This window comes from Actinobacillus succinogenes 130Z, assembly GCF_000017245.1.
Classification (GTDB): domain Bacteria; phylum Pseudomonadota; class Gammaproteobacteria; order Enterobacterales; family Pasteurellaceae; genus Exercitatus; species Exercitatus succinogenes.
In genome coordinates this window covers 598244-621413 of sequence record NC_009655.1, presented here as the reverse complement: position 1 = coordinate 621413, position 23170 = coordinate 598244, and the positions used below count along the sequence as shown (strand labels likewise).

13 protein-coding genes and 4 tRNA genes are annotated in these 23170 nt (G+C 45.7%); 6 read left to right on the top strand and 11 right to left on the bottom strand.

The genetic code is table 11. From position 1 onward, the window contains the following. Positions 1-182: 182 nt before the first annotated feature. The 5 genes from mfd to ASUC_RS02895 all read right to left on the bottom strand — a co-directional run bounded on the left by mfd (position 183) and on the right by ASUC_RS02895 (position 6115). Positions 183-3629 (bottom strand): transcription-repair coupling factor, encoded by a 3447-nt coding sequence (mfd, locus tag ASUC_RS02915; protein WP_012072312.1) that lies wholly within the window; start codon positions 3627-3629, stop codon positions 183-185. Between the two features lie 27 nt (positions 3630-3656). After that, entirely contained in the window at positions 3657-5642 is a 1986-nt protein-coding gene (locus ASUC_RS02910) for an LTA synthase family protein (RefSeq protein ID WP_245822049.1), read from the bottom strand. Between the two features lie 80 nt (positions 5643-5722). After that, positions 5723-5798, bottom strand: a tRNA-Val gene (locus tag ASUC_RS02905). A gap of 114 nt (positions 5799-5912) precedes the next feature. After that, positions 5913-5988 (bottom strand) — tRNA-Val (locus ASUC_RS02900). A gap of 51 nt (positions 5989-6039) precedes the next feature. Continuing rightward, a tRNA-Val gene (locus ASUC_RS02895) sits at positions 6040-6115 on the bottom strand. A gap of 167 nt (positions 6116-6282) precedes the next feature. Here ASUC_RS02895 and gltX point away from each other — a divergent pair. Both gltX and ASUC_RS02885 read left to right on the top strand, forming a co-directional pair. Further along, entirely contained in the window at positions 6283-7725 is a 1443-nt protein-coding gene (gltX, locus tag ASUC_RS02890) for a glutamate--tRNA ligase (RefSeq protein ID WP_012072310.1), read from the top strand. Between the two features lie 81 nt (positions 7726-7806). Then, positions 7807-7882, top strand: a tRNA-Ala gene (locus ASUC_RS02885). 125 nt (positions 7883-8007) lie between these two features. Here ASUC_RS02885 and ASUC_RS02880 read toward each other — a convergent pair. Beyond that, positions 8008-9033, bottom strand: a complete 1026-nt coding sequence (locus ASUC_RS02880) for a lipoate--protein ligase (RefSeq protein ID WP_012072309.1) — start codon at positions 9031-9033, stop codon at positions 8008-8010. Between the two features lie 268 nt (positions 9034-9301). Between ASUC_RS02880 and ASUC_RS02875 the strand changes: the two genes are divergently transcribed. The 3 genes from ASUC_RS02875 to ASUC_RS02865 all read left to right on the top strand — a co-directional run bounded on the left by ASUC_RS02875 (position 9302) and on the right by ASUC_RS02865 (position 12677). After that, positions 9302-10444: an NADH-dependent flavin oxidoreductase gene (locus ASUC_RS02875; RefSeq protein WP_012072308.1), complete on the top strand. Its 1143-nt coding sequence runs from the start codon at positions 9302-9304 to the stop codon at positions 10442-10444. A 362-nt stretch (positions 10445-10806) separates the two neighbouring features. Beyond that, positions 10807-11676: an NAD(P)-dependent oxidoreductase gene (locus tag ASUC_RS02870; RefSeq protein WP_012072307.1), complete on the top strand. Its 870-nt coding sequence runs from the start codon at positions 10807-10809 to the stop codon at positions 11674-11676. A gap of 89 nt (positions 11677-11765) precedes the next feature. Then, entirely contained in the window at positions 11766-12677 is a 912-nt protein-coding gene (locus tag ASUC_RS02865; protein ID WP_012072306.1) for a cation diffusion facilitator family transporter, read from the top strand. Positions 12678-12731: 54 nt separating this feature from the next. On the opposite strand, the gene ASUC_RS02860 is transcribed toward ASUC_RS02865, so the two are convergent. Beyond that, complete coding sequence (locus ASUC_RS02860; protein ID WP_012072305.1) at positions 12732-13349, bottom strand: glutathione S-transferase; 618 nt, start codon at positions 13347-13349, stop codon at positions 12732-12734. Between the two features lie 97 nt (positions 13350-13446). Further along, entirely contained in the window at positions 13447-14487 is a 1041-nt protein-coding gene (locus tag ASUC_RS02855; protein ID WP_012072304.1) for a Gfo/Idh/MocA family oxidoreductase, read from the bottom strand. 449 nt (positions 14488-14936) lie between these two features. Between ASUC_RS02855 and ASUC_RS02850 the strand changes: the two genes are divergently transcribed. Continuing rightward, positions 14937-16973 carry a BCCT family transporter gene (locus ASUC_RS02850; RefSeq protein WP_012072303.1) on the top strand — a complete coding sequence of 679 codons (2037 nt, stop codon included), beginning with the start codon at positions 14937-14939 and terminating at the stop codon, positions 16971-16973. A gap of 183 nt (positions 16974-17156) precedes the next feature. On the opposite strand, the gene glmU is transcribed toward ASUC_RS02850, so the two are convergent. The 3 genes from glmU to carA all read right to left on the bottom strand — a co-directional run bounded on the left by glmU (position 17157) and on the right by carA (position 23067). Then, positions 17157-18521 (bottom strand): bifunctional UDP-N-acetylglucosamine diphosphorylase/glucosamine-1-phosphate N-acetyltransferase GlmU, encoded by a 1365-nt coding sequence (gene glmU / locus ASUC_RS02845; RefSeq protein WP_012072302.1) that lies wholly within the window; start codon positions 18519-18521, stop codon positions 17157-17159. A gap of 97 nt (positions 18522-18618) precedes the next feature. Beyond that, positions 18619-21828, bottom strand: coding sequence for a carbamoyl-phosphate synthase large subunit (gene carB, locus ASUC_RS02840; RefSeq protein ID WP_012072301.1), 3210 nt, complete (start codon positions 21826-21828; stop codon positions 18619-18621). 111 nt (positions 21829-21939) lie between these two features. Next, positions 21940-23067 (bottom strand): glutamine-hydrolyzing carbamoyl-phosphate synthase small subunit, encoded by a 1128-nt coding sequence (gene carA, locus ASUC_RS02835; protein WP_012072300.1) that lies wholly within the window; start codon positions 23065-23067, stop codon positions 21940-21942. Positions 23068-23170 lie beyond the last annotated feature (103 nt).

The following is a 23170-nucleotide window of genomic DNA, read 5'->3' as shown; positions in this document are numbered from 1 at the left end:
GCACCCGTTTTACATCCTTTGTTAACAAAATATGCTGATTAACTTCGGTTTGCAAGTAATTTCTTACATCCCTTCAAACAAATTTTTACAAAATGTGATCTAAGTCGAAAAAGTACAAAAAACCGTTTTTTCTTATGATAAAAATCAATTAAGCTTAACGAGCTGAAACGACGGTGATGTCTCTAATCCGATAATGAATTCAATAAATTTAATACAAATTCCAACCGTACTTTCGGTTGTTCTAAATTGTGGGAAAAACGGAATTTGGTCGGTCCGTCAAATTTAAACACTGCCGGTTGTTGCTGAATAAGATTCAGGAATTTCATCGGTTCAATATCCGCCGTCGGGTTAAATTCAATAAAGCCGCCGGTTGCCGTGCCGTCAATTTTGATAATTTTAAGCTGTTTTGCCAAAGTGCGTAATTCCGCAATCCGCATCAGATTTTGGGCCGCCTCCGGCAACAAACCGAAACGATCGATTAATTCTACTTTTAACTCGTCCAAAGCCGTTTTATTTTCCGCCCCGGCAATGCGTTTATAAAAGGACAAGCGCATATTGACATCGCCCAGATAATCTTCCGGTAATAACGCCGACACCCGTAAATCAATTTCTACCTGCTGTTGCGTGAGTTCGTCCAGACTAGGTTCGCGTCCTTCTTTCATCGCCGTCACGGCGGCTTCCAATAATTCCATGTATAATGAGAAACCGATACTTTCAATCTGCCCGCTCTGCTCGGAACCCAGTAATTCGCCCGCACCGCGGATTTCTAAATCATGCGTAGCCAAAACGAAGCCGGCCCCGAGATTATCCAGACTTTCCAACGCTTCCAAACGTTTCAGCGCGTCTTTGGTCATCAATTTCGGCGGCGGCGTCAGCAAATAGGCGTATGCCTGATGATGAGAACGCCCTACCCGTCCGCGTAATTGGTGTAATTGAGCCAAACCGAAATTATCCGCCCGTTCGATAATAATGGTATTGGCGGTAGGCACATCAATGCCGGTTTCGATAATGGTAGAACAGACCAGCACATTGAAACGCTGATGATAAAAATCCGTCATCACCCGTTCCAATTCCCGTTCCCGCATTTGTCCGTGCCCTACGGTAACGCGTGCTTCCGGCACAAGTGCGGTCAATTTTTCCGCACAATTTTCAATACTTGCCACATCATTATGCAGATAATAAACCTGTCCGCCCCGCAAAATTTCGCGCAAAATCGCTTCGCGAACGGTGAGATCGTCCTGCTGACGCACAAAGGTTTTAATGGTTAACCGACGCGCCGGCGGCGTAGAAATAATGGATAAATCACGAATTCCGTTCATCGCCATATTCAGCGTACGCGGAATCGGCGTGGCAGTTAACGTGAGAATATCGATATTGGCGCGCAGTTGTTTGATTCGTTCTTTTTGTCGAACGCCGAAACGGTGTTCTTCATCAATAATCAACAAACCTAAATCGTGGAATTTGACATCGGATTGAATCAGTTTATGCGTACCGATCAAAATATCCACTTTGCCGTCGGCAAGATCCGCTAATACTCTTTTCTGTTCTTTAGCCGTTTTAAAACGCGACAGAACTTCGACGTTAACGGGAAGATTGGCAAAACGATCGCGGAAATTTTCATAATGTTGCTGTGCCAGCAAAGTCGTCGGTACCAGCACGGCAACCTGTTTGTGATTCATCACCGCTAAAAATGCGGCGCGCATGGCGACTTCGGTTTTACCGAATCCCACATCCCCGCAAATTAAGCGATCCATCGCTTTCGGCTGACACATATCGGAAATCACGGCATTAATTGCCAACGCCTGATCAAAAGTTTCTTCAAACGGAAACGTAGCGCTAAAAGCCTGGAATTCTTCGCGCTCATATTGGAAAGCGAAACCTTTCTGCGCTTCCCGTTGGGCATAAACATCCAATAATTCCGCCGCTACATCGCGAATTTTCTCAGCCGCCTTGCGGCGTGCTTTTGACCAAGCATCGCTGCCTAATTTGTGCAACGGCGCGGTTTCTTCGTTACCGCCCACATAACGGCTGATTAAATGCAAACCGGCGACGGGCACGTAAAGTTTGGCGTCATTGGCATAAGTTAATAGCAAATATTCCGCTTTAACACCGCCGTTTTCCAACGTTACCAGTCCGCCGTAACGCCCGACGCCATGTTCGAGATGAACTACCGGTTGTCCGATTTTCAGTTCGGCGAGATTACGGATTAAGGCATCCGGATTTACGGTTTTGCGTTTATCGCGACGCCGCTGCTGTACTCTGTCACCCAATAATTCCGTTTCACAAATAACGGCTATTTTAACCGCACTTTGAGATTCCAAAATAAAACCGTGATCAAGAGAACTAATCCATAGACTGATATGCTGCTCTTCCGCCTCCTCTAACCGTTTGATTTGTTTCGGCTTAAGCTTGCCGGGCGAAAGCAAATCCAAAAGGGTTTCCCGTCTCCCTTCCGTTTCCACGGAAAACACGATTTTACCGTCAAAGGATTCGATAAATCGGCGTAACGCCTGCAACGGTTCTTTTTGCTGAGCCTGAATTTGCAGCGGGGGCAGAGGGACAAGCGGGAGATTTTTCCGGCGCACGGACGAGCGCACTTTTTCCGTTTTAAACGTCATACGGGAATATTGTTTCAGATGGCGGTTAAGTTCGTCCGCCCGTAACCACAGGGTTTCCGGCGGCAGAAGCGGGCGCATAGGATCCACCTTACGGCTTTCAAAACGTTGTTCGGCATCCGCATAAAAACGGATCGCCTGTTCCGCGTTTTGTTCCGACTCCACCAGTAAACTGTTCGCCGGCAGATAATCAAACAATGTACCCATTTGCTCAAAAAACAACGGCTGCCAGTATTCGATTCCCGATACCAACGTACCTTTCGAAACCTGTTGATAAATATGTTCCGGATCCCGTCGGATTTCACCGAAGGTCGCGCGAAAACGGGCACGGAAAAATTCAATACCTTTGCTGTCCGTCGGAAATTCATGGGCAGGCAACAAATTGATTTGAGGGATTTCCGCTAAAGTACGCTGGGTTTCCACATCAAAAGTGCGGATAGAATCAATTTCATCGTCAAAGAAATCCAAACGGAACGGCAACGGACTCCCCATGGGGAAAAGATCTAACAATGATCCGCGCACCGCAAATTCACCGGGTTCCAACACTTGTTCCACCGTGCGATAGCCTGCATTTTCCAGTTGCAAACGCAGACGTTCGATATTGAAACGGTCACCGTTTTTAATCAGTAGCACATTCTGCTGCAAAAATGACGGCGGGCAAACGCGTTGCATTAGGGTGGTAACCGGCAACAGCAGAATACCCCGATTCGCCTGTTGCAGATAAAATAACGCACTCAGACGGGCGGAAATAATCTCCTGATGAGGAGAAAACGCGTCGTAAGGCAGGGTTTCCCAATCGGGGAAAAGACAAATTTCGGTTGCCGTAATTTCACGCAAAACTTTCTCTAAACGCACCGCACTTTTACTGTCTTGGGTGACGATGACGGTAAGCCCCTTGTGCTGTGCGGCGATTTCGGCAATAGCCAGACAATCCGCCCCCGCCAGTACATTGCCGAGAATTTTGTGATCATTCGATTGAGTAGGAATATCAAGCGTAAAATATTTCGTTGTCATAATATTAAAGTGCGGTCATTTTTTGCGTTATTTTTCGCCGGCGACTAAATAATTGATTTGCCAATGCAGTAATTTTCGGTAAGCCTGAATATGCTGCCGTTTACTTTCCGGCAGCGGAACCGGCGGATTCACCCATAAATTATCCGGATAAAGTGCGGTCGCATTTTGCCATGGAAATTGGAATCCGCTGTCCGCCACGCCTTCCACGACGCCGTCCGCATCCGCCCACAGACTTTCGTTAACGGCGAATGCATATTTTTCGTCATCCTGCTGCGCCAATAAATTGCGCCCGCCTAAATTCCAGTATTCCGCGTCGGACAAACTTAATGCGTACAACGTCGGCATAATGTCTTTGTGGGAACCGAGCCGGTTCGGTTCGAAGCGGAGGGGTACCGCATATTTTACCGCCTCCGGCACGCGCAGGTAAAACGGCACGCCTTTCGCCATAAAGTTTTCTTTCGGCGCCTCAAAACGTACGCAACGTACGTGATGATCGCCGGTCACGGCAACAACGGTATTTTTTCCGTTTTCCGATTTGTTCAGATTGGTAATGAAATCACCTAAAGCGTTGTTGGCGTATTGATAGGTCGTCAAGGATTTACGGTTTTCCTGTTCGGAACCGAATTTACCGTCCAGCACAGCGGGATTAATCCGCTTCGCCTGATAGTGGGGCGGTACGTCGTAAGGCGGATGATTAGTGATACTTAAGAAATTAATAAACAGCGGTTCCTGCGCTTCCCTCAGTAATTTTTCCGCCAGCGCCAGCGCATATTCGTCGGCGATTCCCCAGTAAGACAGCGAAGACTTAGCTTCGGGAAACGCTTCAATAATGTCGTTTTGATCGTACAGTTCGTCCACCCCCTGTAACGGCAGATAATTACCGAAATTACGCCACATCATGCCGCCGGAGGTAATAAAAATCGTGCGGTAGCCTTGCCGTTTATAGGTTAAAAACGGACTGTACGGTAATGCGGTTTGTTGTGCGGAAGATTGGCTGATATTTTGAATCGGACTATAAAAATACAAAGAAGCTAAGGTTGGGGCAGTACCGTCGTAATCGGAAATAAACCGTTTGAACACCATGTCGCGTTCAAAGTGCGGTCTAAAATTACCCAGTAAATCATTGGATTGAGGATCGTCCGAAAGCAAATAATTGGTGCCGAAACTTTCCATTACGGCAAGAAATACGTTAGGTTTCAAAGCGGCGAGAGCGTCGTTGTGCGGCGTGCGGTCAATTAAGGATTCGGTGCCGAAAACCCGTTGCATCAACGCTTTTCCTTCGCTCAAATCTACCGGCTCGAAACGAATATTACGTTTGCGGTCGCCAAACGCCCATTCCATGGCAATCACCCCGTTAGGAACCAGCTTGTTAATGACGGCGAGCGACGCTACTTGTGCATGATTCTTACCCAACGGCGTAGAATGAATCGTGCCTCGGGCAAAAAAAACGAGAATGCATAAGGTACCGATAAACAATAGAGACGACCACCACGGGTTGAGATCGGGCTGCCAATTTATCAAGGCATAATGCGTCAACCAACCGGGAATGAACGCTAACGCAAAAACAGCCGAAAAGCCGGTAATAACGGGATAATCGTCATAAATATTTTTCAGCACCGCCTGCGTATCGTCTTCCATCAAACCGAACATAAACATGTCGTAATAATTATTGTAGGTTTTAAAGTAATAGAAATTACCGACTACAATACCGATAAGCGCAAAAGCGAAAACAAAAACGTACATAGACCAAATAAGTGCGGTCGAATTTACGCTTAAAAACGAGAAAGATGCCGCACCGAACAGAAAAAACGGTGCCAGTATAATCGCGATAACTTTAGCGTCGAATTGTGCGCCGCGTTTCAGCATGCGACTAAGCGCGGATTGATATTGTACGCTGCGTCGAACATCACGGGGAATAAAGGCATTCATCATTTTCAGGCGGTGAAAATGGAGAATCAATTGAAAATAAGCGAATAAGATCCAGATAACGAAAATGATGCTTGCGAGAGACAAAATACAGTTCCTGCGAGAATAATAATTAAGGGTCGCAGTATAACGAAATTAAAGATGAAGTTCAAAGGAAAGAAAATAAATGGTGGGCGATACCGGTCTCGAACCAGTGACCCCCTCCTTGTAAGGGAGGTGCTCTCCCAACTGAGCTAATCGCCCTAAAAATTTTCGTTACTGCAGCCTTAAATGACCTCGCCGTACTCTCATACCGCTTGTAATCATTTGTCCCGCACTAACTTTAAATTTCACAGGTTTAGATTCGTAGGCTTTAAGTGGTGGGCGATACCGGTCTCGAACCAGTGACCCCCTCCTTGTAAGGGAGGTGCTCTCCCAACTGAGCTAATCGCCCGCTTAAAGAGCCTTAAAATCAAGGGATAAACAGCAAGATACACCATAAAAGTGGTGGGCGATACCGGTCTCGAACCAGTGACCCCCTCCTTGTAAGGGAGGTGCTCTCCCAACTGAGCTAATCGCCCGCTGTTTGTGGGGCGTATTATAGGGAATCCACAATTACAGTCAACCTCTTTTTGTGAAATTTGCATTAATTGGCTTAAAAATAGGCATAAGTTTAAAATTTCTAGTCATTTTTTAGATAAAAAACGAGTACAATAATGAAGTTTTTGTAATGAATTAAGGCAATAAGATGAAATTAGAACCATTATTTGATTTAGATCCCAATGTAACAGTCCGCACTCGTTTCGCGCCAAGTCCTACCGGCTATCTGCATGTAGGCGGTGCGCGTACGGCACTTTATTCCTGGTTATTTGCAAAGCATCATCACGGCGAATTCGTGCTGCGAATTGAAGATACGGATTTAGAACGTTCCACGCCTGAAGCCACCGCCGCTATCATTGAAGGAATGGAGTGGTTGAATCTTGCCTGGGAACACGGTCCTTATTTCCAAACCAAACGGTTTACTCGTTACAACCAGGTGATCGATCAAATGATCGAGCAAGGTCTGGCATACCGTTGTTATTGTACAAAAGAACGGCTGGAAGAATTACGTCACAGCCAAGAAGCCAACAAAGAAAAGCCGCGTTACGATCGTCATTGCCTGCACGATCACAGTCATTCGCCGGACGAACCGCACGTAGTACGTTTCAAAAACCCGCAGGAAGGTTCCGTGATCTTTGACGATGCGGTGCGTGGCCGTATCGAAATCAGCAACAGCGAATTAGACGATTTAATCATTCGTCGTACCGACGGTTCGCCGACTTACAATTTCTGCGTAGTGGTAGACGACTGGGATATGGGCATCACTCATGTTGTGCGTGGTGAAGACCACATCAATAACACGCCGCGTCAAATCAATATTTTAAACGCCTTGGGGGCGCCGATCCCGACTTACGCGCACGTTTCCATGATTAACGGCGACGACGGTCAAAAATTATCCAAACGTCATGGTGCCGTGAGCGTCATGCAATACCGTGACGACGGCTATTTACCTGAAGCCTTGGTGAACTATTTGGTTCGCTTGGGGTGGGGACATGGCGACCAAGAAATTTTCAGCCGCGAAGAAATGATTAATTTGTTCGAACTGGAACACGTGAGCAAATCCGCCAGTGCATTCAATACGGAAAAACTGCAATGGTTGAACCAGCATTATATGCGCGAATTACCGGCGGATTACGTGGCGAACCACTTGGCGTGGCAATATCGGGATTTGGGTATAGATACCGCAAACGGTCCGGCCTTAACCGACATCGTTTCCATGTTAGCGGAACGCAGTAAAACTCTGCGGGAAATGGCATTGTCCAGCCGTTATTTCTTTGAGGAATTCGAGACCTTTGATGAAACGGCGGCGAAAAAACATCTGAAAGCGGCAGCCGTTCAACCGCTGGAAAAAGTGAAAGAAAAACTGACCGCACTTTCCGTCTGGGACGCACACAGCACTCATGAGGCCATCGAACAAACCGCTGCCGACTTAGACGTAGGCATGGGTAAAGTCGGAATGCCGTTACGCGTTGCCGTCACCGGTGCCGGACAATCCCCTTCCATGGATGTGACTCTTGCCGCAATCGGACGCGAACGCGTATTGGCGCGCATCGACAAAGCCATTGCCTTTATCAAAGCCAAAGCTGCTTAATTTTTAGGCTATTGTTGCAATCATTTTTGATTAATGGTTGACAGCGGATGGGGTTAGTCATTATGATACGCCACATCAAACGGGGATATAGCTCAGTTGGGAGAGCGCTTGAATGGCATTCAAGAGGTCGTCGGTTCGATCCCGATTATCTCCACCAAATTTAAAGCCTTGAAACCGATGTTTCAAGGCTTTTTTGTTATAACTGATTTCTAAAGGCAAAAGATATAACGGACAAAAGTGCGGTCATAAAAGCGGGCGTTTTTTAATTCCCGTAATGTCGGCTTATCCTTCATAAACACCGTTCACCAACAGTTCGGCAAGCGCGTCCGCCGCAATGTCGCCGAAATAATGTTTAACATTCATGCGTTCGAATATCGCCAGTACCGCGTTTTTTTCATATTTCACGCCGGTTAACGCTTGTTCCAATTCCGCCATTTCTCCCATACCGAAAAAATCGCCGTAAATTCGGATGGCTTTAATATGTCCTTGTTCCACATTCAATTTGTATTCCACCAAACCGGCGGGAAATTTATGCGCATATTCCAGCGTAAATTCCGGTGATTTGCCGTAATTCCAGTCCCAGTTAGCGAATCGTTCTTCTCGCAGTTTATACACTTTCTGCCATTCTTCATCCGTCAGCACATATTCTTTCACATCTTCCCGTTTTGCTACGCCGAAAATCTGTAACAACAAACGATCACGAAACTCAAAGGTATTTAACGCTTGGTATTCGGCGGCAAGATAAGGTTTAATATTGGTAATCCGTTTACGGATAGACTGAATACCGTGCGACTGGATTTTTTCTTTACGCGGCTTTAACGCGCGGGTGACTTCTTCCAAATCGGAATCGAACAAAATCGTGCCGTGCGCCGTCATACGGCGACCTTTAACATACATAGCGTTGCCGGAAAACTTTTTACCGTCGATCAGCAAATCGTTTCGTCCTTTCAGTTCCGCACCCGTCGCCCCTAATTGATGCAACGCCTGAATAATCGGTTTGGTAAAACCGGCAAAATCGCCGATACCGCCTTGATTATCCTGAATAAAACAGAAATTTAAATTACCCGAATCATGATATACCGCGCCGCCACCGGACATTCTGCGTACCACTTGGATATGTTTTTGCTCCAGATACGGCTGGTTCACTTCGGCAACGGTATTTTGATGCCGTCCGATAATAATGGACGGTGCGTTAATATAAAACAGTAAAATCGGCTCGTCCACCAGGCGGTTTTCCACCAGATAGGTTTCCAGCGCGATATTGAGCGAAGCGTCGGTAATCTCATTGTTGGCACTGACGAAATACATAATATGTCCTTTTGCAATTCGAATAATCGGATCATATAGGTTGAAGATAACTTGTCAAAGATTTTTACGAAAAGTGCGGTCGTTTTTTAATCTGTTTTTTATAATTACGGCTGCTCCGGGAAATTTTATAAACATGAATTTATGCGATTAATGCAACATACCTTTGCAGATTATATTATTTTAAGCAAATAAAAGAACGGGTATAATTGAATCATATTTATAGCGGTTGTATCACAATGACCGTCGGAAACCGGACAAAGGAGAGAATATGAATCCCCAATTTAACCCGTTATTTCAGTCTTATACTTTAAACAATCAGGTCGAAATCAAAAACCGTCTGGTGGTAGCGCCCATGACGCATTTCGGCTCCAACCCGGACGGCACCTTAGGTGAAGCCGAACGCGAATTTATTTCCAACCGTGCGCAGGATATGGGAATGTTTATCCTGGCGGCGACATTAGTACAGGACGGCGGTAAAGCCTTTTATGGTCAACCCGAAGCGGTTAGTGCGGAACAACTGCCATCCTTAAAAGCGACGGCGGACATCATTAAAGCTCAGGGCGCAAAAGCTATTTTACAGCTTCATCACGGCGGCAAACTGGCTGTAACGGAATTACTGAACGGCAAAGACAAAATTTCCGCCAGTGCGGACGAAGCCAGCGGCACACGCGCCGCGACGGCGGAGGAAATTCATGCTTTAATCGACGCATTCGCCCATGCTGCGGATTTAGCCGTTCAGGCGGGGTTCGACGGTGTGGAAATTCATGGTGCCAACAACTACTTAATTCAACAATTCTATTCCGGTCATTCTAATCGCCGTACCGACGAATGGGGCGGTTCCCGTGAAAAACGGATGCGTTTTCCGCTGGCGATCGTCGATCGCGTATTAGAAGTGAAAGCGAAACACGGCAAAGACGACTTTATCGTGGGTTATCGATTCTCGCCGGAAGAACCCGAAGAATTAGGTTTAACCATGGAAGACACTTTTGCGCTTATTGATGCGCTAAAAGGCAAAGCCTTGCAATATCTGCACATTTCCCTGCACGAGTTCTATAAAAAAGCCCGTCGCGGTGCGGACAGCAATGCATTCCGTATGCAGCTGGTACATGATCGAATCGGCGGAAAATTACCGCTTATCGGCGTAGGCAACTTGTTCACGGCGGAGCAAATTCTACAAGCCTATAACACCGGCTGGGCGGAATTTATCGCATTAGGTAAAACCGTGATGATTAATCCGACCATCGCTACCTTGATTAAACAAGGCAAAGAAGCCGAAATCGTGACCGAGCTTGATCCGAACAAAGCGGATCAATACGGCATTAAAGGCTTATTGTGGGATCTGTGCGTAAAAGGCGGTGCTTGGTTACCACCGTTAAAAGGCGACCAAAACTGGCATGCCGTTGATATTTAAGTAATTTTTTGTTGTTCAACGGTCTGAATGCGGTTCCGGCACGATGCGGTAAAGCTGATGAGCGCCTGCAAAATCCGAGATAAACGATTGGTGTGAAATCCTTAAAACAGCTATAAACCTGATAAAGAGCGGTTCGAATTATCCGGGCCGCTCTTTCTTCGTTTCATCTCCCGACACAAATTATTTATCGGGCAGACTTTACTTTTTTGTGATCTTTATGATAAAGATCTTACTGCAAGTGCGGTTAAAATAAACACAATTTTTTAGTTTGTTAAATCCGAAAAATGGTACCGTCCGAACAAATAAACCGTTTCATTTCGGCGTATCATGAACGATGTAATGCCCCATAAAAGGAGAAAAAAATGCAACAAATTAATACTCGCGAAGTCGGTTGGATTGGTTTAGGACAAATGGGCGAACCGATGGCGGCTCATCTGTTGGAACACGGGGTGAAAGTCGGCGTTTATAATCGGACGGCGGAAAAATGTCAAAATGTGGCGGCAAAAGGCGCCTCAGTTTACTCCTCCGTATTGGAACTGGTGAAAGCATATGATGTTATTTTCGTGATGGTGGCGGATTTTCCGGTCATCGAATCCCTGTTAAGCGAAGAAGTGCTGACCGCGTTGAAAGGCAAGTTGGTTGTCAATATGAGCACGGTTTCGCCGACCCAAAACCAACAATTGGAATTTTTATTGGCTAAACACGGCGCAGAATTTATCGAAGCTCCCGTTTCCGGTTCCAGTAAAGTGGCGGAAGCGGGCAAATTATTGGTGCTGGCGGCAGGTAAAGAGGAAATCGTTGAACAACTCAAACCGCTGTTTGCCGCATTCAGCACGCAAACATTCTATTACGGCGAAGTAGGCAAAGCGGGCGGCGTGAAACTGATGATCAATTCCCTGCTCGGTATCTTTATTCAAGCTTACGGCGAAGCGTTACTGTTCGCAGAACAGTTCGGTATTCCGAAAGATCAAGTGATTGAGATGATTTCCGGTTCCTTTATGAACAGTCAGATTTTCCAGGCGAAAGTGCCGATGTACAGACAAAACGATTTCTCGCCGGCATTCATGATGAAGCATATGACCAAAGATTTTAATCTGGCGAAATCGGAAATAGCCAAAATGGGTAAAGCCTTTCCGCTGATACAGCAGGCTACCGTCAGTTACAATCAAGCGAACCAATCAGGTTTAAGCGAAGTGGATATGGCGGCAATCTATCAGTATTTGGCAAAATGACGCCAAAAGTGCGGTCGAAAAAACAACATTTTTTATGACCGCACTTTTTCTACCCGTAAGAAACGTCGCTGTTAAGGATGTCGAAATTCATGAGTGATATTGATTTTCACTACCACCACGCCCACCATTACAAAATTCAGCATTATAGCCGAAAAACGTTGTGGCTGTCCCTTGTACTGACCTTTATATTTGCGCTAGTTGAGTTGGCGGGAGGCATGATAAGCGGATCATTGGCGCTGATTTCAGATTCCTTCCATATGTTTTCCGATGTTTTGGCACTAACGTTGAGCATGATTGCCATTTATTATTCGGCAAAACAACCCACGGATAAATTCACTTACGGTTATGTGCGGGTCGAAATTATCGCGGCTTTTTTAAACGGCGCGGCACTAGTTTTCATTGCGTTAGGGGTGGCATTTGAAGGAATTCGACGGCTGCTTCACCCCACGCCGGTAGATTTTCGCTCGATGCTGGCGGTGGCGAGTATCGGTTTGCTGATTAATATTCTGTTAACTCTGATGTTGATGAACAGTTTAAAACATGAGAAAAACCTGAATATTCAAAGCGCATTTTGGCATTTTTTCGGCGATTTACTGAATTCCGTCGGGATTCTCGTCGCCGCGTTGCTGATTTATTGGACGGGCATCATCATAATCGACGCTATTGCCAGTTTAGTGATCAGTATAATCATTTTCTGGGGCGGCTATAAAATCTGCCGTCGGGCCGGCATTATTTTAATGGAAGCGGTGCCGCCGGAATTAAAAACAACGGCAATTCATCAATCCGTTCTCGCCATTCCGAACGTGAAGGAAATCCATGAATTCCATTTGTGGTCTATCGCCGACGGATTATACAGTCTGTCGTTTCATGTGATTTTAGAGCGGTACCGGGGCGTGAACGATTACGAACTGATTAAAAATATCAGTAACATGCTAAAACACAAATATCACATCGAACACGTCACCATTCAAATCGAAAATCCGCAGGTGAATGCTCATTAAGCCGATATGTAACGCATGACGTACGTAAGTTACGCTGCAAAATACATAAAATGATCAGTTTGTTGGTTTAGTTTCTGCCAATACCTCATATTTTCCGTTCATTTCCGATGTCCAGGCTGTTAGATTCGGGAAATGTTCGGCAAGATTATAACCAAGTGTATCTGCACGGAATTGCCACCAGTCGATGAGGCAAACAGCGGTAAGGGTGCCGATGTTCAGTTCCGTACCGAAAGGTTCGATCGCTTTCTCCAGTTGTGAGAAACTGCGAATATTGCGTGCCATTAACTGTTCGTGGCGGCTTCTCCACCATTCGTTTTCGGGACGAAACATTCGTTCCGCCGTCATCGGCATAGTGTTTTCCATGATGCCGTCCGCCAGATTATGCAACGCTAACGCCGCCCAACGCGGTTTTCCGCTTTCGGGAATCAGTTTCGGCCGATGACCTTTTTGATCAAGATATTCGCAAATTAAAAGACTACCGAACAGCCAGTTTCCGCAGTTGCGTTGCAATGCCGGCACGCGACCAAGGGGATTATCCCGATTGTGGGGCGAATTCGGATCGAAGGATGAACCGATTTTCAACAGTTCGGTTTTACCTTCCAGTTGTTGATATTTTAAGGTTATCAGCACTTTACGCGCGAAAGGGCTGGTAGTGGAATACCAAAGTTTCATATGGTTAACTCTCCTCTATAATGCCATCCGTTCTGAAAACTCGGCGGAATCAAAAACTATCGATTTTTCGACCGCACTTTTACAAAAAGTGTAAGTATTATAACGCTAGTTTTTTACCTTGCCAGGCACTTTCGAAAGCCTTTTCGATAATGTGTAAAACGAAAGCGACCTGTTCCACCGTGACTATCGGAGCGGCGTCGTTTACGACAGCATCATATAAATTATCAATCAATCCTTGATAACTGACGTTAATGTTGGGATAAGGTTTACATACGATTTCACCTTCGATTTCGGTATGCAAAACGCCCCATAACTCTTCCGCTTCCCGATACCAGTCTCCCGTCGGTACGATTCCTTTAGCCAACCGTGCTTCCTGAATATCGACGCCCCGTTTGACATAAGAACCCAGCTTACCGTGTAATGAAAAAGCCGGTGCCGGTTCGCGTGCGTATTTGCTCGCCATGACGGACACTTTTAAGCCGCCGTCATAATAAAGATGAATATCGAAATTATCGTCGACCAACGCACCTTCGTGCTGATAACGAATATCGGCGAAAACCGCTTGCGGTTTGCCGAATAAACAAACCGCCTGATCAATCAAATGTACGCCCAAATCATAGACCAATCCCGTTCCCGCATCACCCGTTTCTTTCCAGGCTTTCGGATTTTTTGTTTTAGCAAAACGTTCAATGCGAATTTCACAATCCACCGGCTCGCCCACCAAACCTTGCGCCAGAATCTGTTGTGCCGCCAAAATATGACTGTCCCAACGCCGATTTTGATACACATAAAGTACGACGTTTTGTTTGTCGGCAAGTTCAGCCAGTTCCATAGCTTCCGACGAAGTCGCCACCAATGGCTTTTCAACCAAAACATGTTTACCCGCTGACAATGCGGATTTCACCATATCATAATGGGTTTGATTCGGCGTAGTGATGACAATTAGATCAATATCCGGCGTGAGCAATTGTGCGTAATCATGCACGATCTCGGCGTCAGCTACCCATTCTTTGCCGCGTTCAGTGCTGCGTTCAAAAAATTTTTTAATGTTAAAACGTGGGTCGGCTTTAAAAAACGGTACGTGGAACAGGCGGGCGGAATAACCGCTGCCGGCTATGGCAAGATTAAGCGTATTCATCGAAATACTCCGGTTTGTTTTAATATGTGAATATCAGTTTAACGGATTTCGCCGCAAAATGCGCTTTTTATGTCATATTTTATTCGTTTGATGGCGGAAGCCACAAAGGCGCGATTTGACAGATGGATTATTTTTATGTAGCATGACCGAATTATGAAAGTTGAAATTATATTATTTATGCTACATAAATAGGTGTTTCGATATTTATTCCATCGGCTTTTCAGTCGTCAATTAAACGTTGCTTTCTACAATCTGACATCATCCCCTGTTTACAGGGTAGTATCATTGACATAAATAAATTTTCAGTTTTATCTTTAGAGAGAAACTACGCAAAAGTGCGGTCGAAAAACCGCGAATTTTGAGCGTTGGCTTCGTTTGTAAAAATGACAAAGTCATTCTCTATTTAGCGTCTCAGTCGCTATTGAATTTTTACATTTTTGGAGAATATTGTGAGCGTATTACAGCAATTTCGTGCGACAAGCACGTTAAAAAGTCCGATTTTCGTCCCCACGGTAATTTTCGTCGCTATTGTGGCGATTTTCTGTTCTGTGTTTCCTGAACAGGCACAAACCACATTAAATGCCGTTAAACTGTCCGTATTTGCCAATTTTAGCTGGTTCTATATTTTTGCCGGCTCAATATTTTTTCTGTTTTTAATGTTTTTATGCGTCAGTAGTTTAGGCGGTATTCGTTTGGGGGCAGACACGGACGAACCTGAATTTTCCTTTCCTTCTTGGATAGCCATGTTGTTCGCCGCCGGCATGGGGATCGGTTTGATGTATTTCGGAGTGGCGGAACCCGTATTACATTATTTACAGCCGCTGGAACAAGGACTGACCGAATCCGAACGTATGAAAGATGCCATGATGATGACGTTTTATCACTGGGGTATTCATGCCTGGGCAATTTATGCCGTAATTGCGCTGGCATTGGCATATTTCGGCTTCCGCTATAAATTGCCGTTAACTGTACGTTCCGGATTTTATCCGTTAATGAAGAACCGAATTTCCAACTTTTGGGGTCATGTAATTGACGTAGTAGCTTTATGCAGTACGATCTTCGGTTTAACGACCACTCTGGGTTACGGCGCCATGCAGGTAAATGCGGGTTTTAATAATCTGGGATTATTGGACGGTAACAGTTTCAATGTCTTGGCAATGATTGTGATTGTCGCCATGACATTAGCCGTGATATCCGCTATTTCCGGCGTAGGCAAGGGCGTAAAAATTCTTAGTGAAATCAACCTTGTATTTGCCGGCCTGTTACTCGTTTTCGTCATTACCGCCGGACCGACGTTGTTACTGTTCTCAGGTCTAACCGAAAACCTGGGCTATTACTTTAGCTCGCTATTGGAGGTTAGTTTCCGTACCTTTGCCTACGAACCTGAAAATCAGGAGTGGTTGAGCAATTGGACGGTTCTATACTGGGCATGGTGGGCGTCATGGGCACCATTTGTCGGTATGTTTATCGCCAAAATATCCAAGGGCAGAACAATTCGTGAATTTGTTTTAGGCGTGTTGTTTGTACCGTCTTTGTTCAATATTTTATGGATGACCAGTTTCGGCGGATCCGCAATCTGGGTTGATCAACAAACGAACGGTGCGTTGGCCGCTATCAGTAGTAATACCGAAGCACTGTTATTCGGCTTTTTCGATCAACTGCCGTTCGGGATAATAGCTTCCGTGATTGCGGTTATTATAATTTCCATTTTCTTTGTGACTTCGGCGGATTCGGGCATTTTTGTCTTAAATACCATAGCCTCGCAAGGCGAAGAAAAAGCACCTAAATGGCAAAGTATATTATGGGGTATTTTACTGACGGTATTAGGCTTGTCTTTGCTGTATTCCGGCGGTCTGGCTTCACTGCAAACTATGACGTTGATCATCGCGTTACCGTTTATGGCGATTATGATTGCCTTATGCTTCGGGTTATGGAAAGGCTTAATGGTAGACAGCCAATATTCCAGCAAAGCATTTTCACAGGGCAGCGCCACCTGGACCAGTGGAGACTGGAAAGTGCGATTGGAAAAAATTGTTAATCCGACTAATCGAAAAGATATCCGCCGATTCCTGATTAAAACGGCCCGTCCGGCATTTAAAGAATTAGTGGAGGAATTTGAAACTCATGATTTAACCGCCCGAATGAACTTTATTGACGGTAAAAATCCGAAAATAGAATTTGAAGTCGTAAAAGAAAATCTCCGTAACTTCTTATACGGTATTGAATGCCAATCCCGCGAGTTGTCCGATTTAGTGGTGGAAGACGGCAACGTACCTAATATGGACGAAAATAAAATCTATGAACCGATTACTTATTTCTTTGACGGTCGCCAGGGTTATGACGTACAGTACATGACTAAAGATGAATTAATTGCCGACGTATTAAAACAATACGAACGTTTCATGAATCTTGCCATGGACGACAGCCACGACTTAATGACGGCAGATGTAGAAAACATGGGGGAATCAACGGATCCTGAACAATAATGTCCGAAACTTTTATTCGCTTTTGCATGGTTTTTAAGCTGGAGGAAACCATGCCAATCATTGAATCGAAGCATATTAACAATATAAGAAAGACATAAATAAAACGGATTAAGCTTTTAAAGACTTAATCCGTTTTTTATTAAAACTTTTATTTATTAGATTCTTTCGAATACATCAAAAAATTTATTTTTTCTTACTTGGACGTTCCCAATCTGCAGTATGACGTTGCGGCACGCGCGTCGTAACCAATTCGCCGGCGGCGACGTCTTTCGTAATAGTCGAACCCGCACCGATGGTCGCCCCGTTATTCACTTTCACCGGAGCTACCAACTGTACGTCAGAACCCACGAATACGTTATCACCGATCAGAGTTTTGAATTTGTTTGCACCGTCATAATTACAGGTAATCACGCCGGCTCCGATATTACAACCGGAACCGATTTCGGCATCGCCCACATAGGTTAAGTGATTGACCTTAGTGCCTTTACCCACCACCGCTTTTTTGATTTCAACAAAATTACCGACATGGGTTTCCGCCGCCAGTTCCGCCCCCGGTCGTAAGCGGGAAAAAGGACCGATTGCCGCTTGCTCTCCCACCGAACTGTCCTCTAATACGGAGTAAGGTTTAATTTCGGTATTATCGCCGATAATCGCATTTTTCAGTACGCAACCCGCACCGATTTTAACGCCGTTACCTAATTTAACTTTTCCCTCGATAATGACATTCACATCAATTTCCACGTCTTTACCATGTTCAAGTTCTCCGCGCAGATCGAAACGTTCCGGATCCGCCAGACTCACGCCCGCCAATAACAGAGCAGTCGCCTGTTTACGTTGGAAATAACGTTCCAATGCCGCTAACTGCAAACGATTGTTGGCACCTTCCACTTCCATCATATCGTCGGCCGTCACCGCCGCTACTTTGAAACCGTCCTGATTCGCCAACCCTATGACATCCGTCATATAATATTCGCCTTGAGCATTGTCATTATCCAAACGAGCCAGCCATTTTTTAAAGCTCGCACCATCGGACACCATCACACCGGTATTCACTTCGGTAATTTTTAACTGTTCCGGCGTTGCGTCTTTTTGTTCTACAATAGCCACTACCGAACCGTTTTCACGAATAATACGTCCGTAACCTGTCGGATTTTCTAATTCCACCGTTAATAAAGCAATACCGTTTTCCGGTTTTGCCGCCACTAAACGTTCCAAAGTTTCTTTTGTAATCAACGGCGCGTCACCGTAAAGCATTACGATATTTTCGTCATCTTTAAAAAACGGAGCCGCTTGCTGCATTGCATGTCCGGTTCCTAACTGTTCCGCTTGGAATACCCAGTTCACCGGCTCGTCCGCCAGACGTTCTTTTAATAAATCCGCACCATGCCCATAAATTAAGTGAATTTGCTCCGCACTTAACTGTTTAGCCGTATCAATAACATGTTTCACCATCGGTTTGCCGGCAACTTTGTGCAACACTTTCGGTAAATCCGAATACATACGGGTTCCCTTGCCGGCGGCAAGAATCACAACACTTAATTTTGACATGTAATATCCTTAATTAAAAAGAAATCTCTCCCGTCTGAACAGGAGAGAAATAGGTTAGATTTATTTAATTGACAATATTTAATCGATTAAAGTTCATTTATGCCAGTAATTTTGCGTGCAAAGACTGAACGGAATAGACATCGCAACCGTCAAGGCTTTTCACGCCTTCCGCTAAGGCTTCCGCCGCCGCCATAGTGGTTTGCAGGAATACGCGTTGTTGTAAAGCACTGTGACGGATAGAATGGCTGTCGGCAATACTTTCCGGCAGACTGCCCGAGGTGTTGATCACCATAGCGATTTCGCCGTTTTTGATAGCATCCACAATATTCGGACGCCCTTCACGCACTTTATTGACGATTTGCGTAGTAACACCGTTTTCACGCAGAAACTTAGCCGTCCCCATGGTTGCACACAAACCGTACCCCTGTTCCTGTAATGTTCGGGCAACCGGTAACAACCGTTCTTTATCTGCATCGTCCACTGACAAGAATACTTTACCGGTTTTAGGGATGCGTTCATTGGCACCGAGTTGCGCTTTTAAGAAGGCTTCGGAGAACGTTGTTCCCACGCCCATTACTTCTCCTGTAGAACGCATTTCAGGTCCCAGAATCGTATCCACTCCCGGGAATTTAATGAATGGGAAGACCGCTTCTTTCACACTGCAATACTGAGGAATAATCTCGCCCGTAATACCTTGTTCTTTCAGATTAATTCCCGCCATTACTCGGGCGGCGATTTTAGCCAACGGACGACCCGTAGCTTTACTTACGAACGGTACCGTACGGCTGGCGCGAGGATTAACTTCCAATACGAAGATAACGTCATTTTGTACGGCGAATTGCACGTTCATCAATCCCACAACATTTAATGCTCTCGCCATTGCCGCGGTTTGACGACGAATTTCATCCTGCACGCCTTTTGGTAATGAATAAGGCGGCAATGAGCATGCCGAATCACCGGAGTGAATGCCCGCCTGCTCGATATGCTGCATAATACCGCCCATTACCACATCCGTACCGTCACAAATACAATCTACATCCACTTCAATGGCGTTATTTAAGAAGTGGTCAAGCAGAATCGGACTATCGTTGGAAACCGATACCGCCTCTCGCATATATTTATTGAGTTCATCCACATTATATACGATTTGCATCGCACGTCCGCCTAACACATAAGACGGGCGAACAACTAACGGATAACCCACTTCATCCGCCAGCGTCACCGCTTCTTGCGCATTACGTGCGGTACGGTTATTCGGTTGTTTCAGATTCAAATCTTGCAAGATTTTTTGAAAACGTTCGCGATCTTCTGCAGCATCAATACTATCTGCCGAGGTACCGATGATATTCACACCGTTGTCATGTAATGCATTAGCCAGTTTCAACGGAGTCTGACCGCCGTAATGTACAATGACTCCCCACGGCCGTTCGGTATGCACGATTTCCAGCACATCTTCCAATGTCAACGGTTCGAAATACAAACGATCGGAAGTATCAAAATCGGTAGAAACGGTTTCCGGGTTACAGTTCACCATAATAGTTTCAAAACCGCTTTCCCGCAAAGCAAGCGCTGCGTGAACACAACAGTAGTCAAATTCGATCCCCTGCCCGATACGGTTCGGTCCGCCGCCTAAAATCATCACTTTTTTACGATCGCTCGGATTCGCTTCACATTCCTCTTCGTAAGTAGAATACAAATAAGCGGTGTCGGATTTAAATTCGCCGGCACAGGTATCCACACGTTTATAAACCGGATGTAAATTCAATTCGTGGCGTTTAGCACGCACTTGATCTTCGCTGACATTAGTTAATTGCGCAATACGTTTATCGGAGAAACCTTTGCGTTTCAAACGGCGCAATTCCGCGTAATCCAATTCCGCGAAACTGCGTTTTTCCAAGGCTAATTCTTCCAACACTAAATCCTGTACCTGAATTAAGAACCAAGGATCGATCTTGGAATAATGATGGACTTCTTCCAATGAAAAACCGGCGCCGAAGGCATCCGCCACGTAAAGAATACGATTCGGACCGGGATTACCCAATTCGGTACGAATTTTTTCAGGTTCTTCAGAAAGCAGGTTAAAACCGCAAATACCGGTTTCCAAACCGCGCAGAGCTTTTTGTAAACTTTCCTGGAAAGTACGTCCCATCGCCATCACTTCACCCACGGATTTCATTTGCGTGGTTAAACGGTCGTCCGCTTGCGGGAATTTTTCAAAAGCGAAGCGTGGCACTTTAGTCACCACGTAATCGATTGAAGGTTCGAAAGACGCCGGAATTAAGCCGCCGGTGATATCGTTGCGCAGTTCGTTTAGGGTGTAACCCACCGCTAATTTTGCCGCCACTTTGGCAATAGGAAATCCCGTCGCCTTGGAAGCTAACGCTGATGAACGGCTCACGCGCGGGTTCATTTCGATTACGATCATCTCGCCGTTTGCCGGATTCACCGCAAATTGCACGTTGGAACCGCCGGTATCCACGCCGATTTCACGCAATACCGCCAACGAGGCGTTACGCATAATTTGATATTCTTTATCGGTTAAGGTTTGTGCCGGTGCGACGGTAATTGAGTCGCCGGTGTGCACGCCCATCGGGTCGAAATTTTCGATGGAACACACGATAATACAGTTATCCGCTTTATCGCGCACCACTTCCATTTCGTATTCTTTCCAACCCAGAACAGACTGTTCGATTAATAATTCGTGAGTCGGCGAAGCATCGAAACCGCGCTCGCAAATAGCCTGGAATTCATCACGGTTATAAGCGATACCGCCACCGGAACCGCCCATAGTGAATGACGGACGAATTAAGGTTGGAAATCCCACTTTTTCTTGCGCTTTCCAGGCTTCGTCAAAAGTGTGACAAACGAAAGATTTCGGCGTATTCAAGCCGATTTTCGCCATCGCTTCTTTGAAACGACCGCGGTCTTCCGCTTTATCGATGGCATCTTCCGTGGCACCGATTAATTCCACGCCGTATTTTTTCAATACGCCGTTTTTGGATAAATCCAAGGCGCAATTCAACGCCGTTTGTCCGCCCATCGTCGGTAAAATAGCGTCAGGACGTTCTTTTTCGATAATCTTTTCAACGATCTGCCATTGAATCGGCTCGATGTAAGTGACATCCGCCATATCAGGGTCGGTCATAATGGTCGCCGGGTTGGAATTCACCAACACGACTTTATAACCTTCTTCACGCAAGGCTTTACACGCCTGTGCGCCAGAATAGTCAAATTCACAAGCCTGACCGATCACAATCGGACCGGCACCGATAATAAGGATTGTTTTTATATCGTTGCGTTTTGGCATTTTCTTATCCTTCTGTAGGGTGGGCTTGCCAGCCCACCACACAATATTTCTTGTCATTATTGGTGGGCTAGCAAGCCCACCCTACAAAATTGTTAAATTTTTGACCGCGCTTTAAGCTTTGGCTGCTCGCATTGCATCAATAAATTTATCGAACAAATAAGCCACGTCATGCGGGCCGGGGCTGGCCTCCGGATGTCCCTGGAAGGAATACGCCGCTTGGTCGGTTAGTTCGATACCTTGTACTGAGTTGTCGAATAATGAGCGATGTGTCACGCGTACGTTTTTCGGCAAGCTGTATTCGTCCACTTCAAAACCGTGGTTTTGGCTGGTGATCATCACTTTTTGGTTGGCTAAATCCTGTACCGGATGGTTGGCACCGTGGTGGCCGAATGCCATTTTCTTCGTTTTACCGCCACTCGCCAAACCGAGTAATTGATGACCTAAACAAATACCAAACACAGGCTTTTTCGTCGCTAAAATTTCTTTAATGGCGTTAATTGCATAATCGCAAGGTTCCGGATCGCCCGGGCCGTTAGACAGGAAAACGCCGTCCGGGTTAAGCGCCAGCACCTTTTTGGCCGAAGTTTTCGCCGGCACTACGGTAACATGGCAACCGCGTTCCGCCAGCATACGCAAGATATTGCGTTTTACGCCGAAGTCATAAGCGACGACATTAAATTTCGCTTGTTGCTGTTCAACATAACCCTTGCCTAATTGCCATTCGCCCTGCGTCCATTGATAGGTTTCTTTGGTAGTCACTTCTTGGGCTAAATCTTTACCCGCCATAGAACCGAAACTTAACGCCAATTCAAGAGCTTTTGTCTCATCGACTTCGCCCGTCATAATACAACCTGCCATCGCCCCTTTATCGCGTAACAAACGGGTTAGACGACGAGTATCGATATCCGCAATCGCCACCACGTTATTATCTTTTAAATAATCGGAAAGGCTTTGATTTGAACGGAAATTGCTGTGAATCATCGGGAGATCGCGAATAATTAAACCTGCCGCATACACGCCGTCGCTTTCGAGATCTTCAACATTGGTGCCGGTATTACCGATATGGGGATAAGTAAGAGTGACGATTTGTCGGAAATAAGAAGGGTCGGTAAGAATTTCCTGATAGCCCGTCATAGCGGTATTGAACACCACTTCACCGATGGTGTGTCCTGCAGCACCGATGGATGTGCCATGGAAAACGCTGCCGTCCGCCAGGACGAGAATTGCAGGTTCAGACATAGAATATCTCCTATAAATTATTGTTCGGTCGAACACTTGCGAATGTTCATTAACCACGAATCTCAGTAAAAAACGACCGCACTTTTCACGTATTTTGCTTATC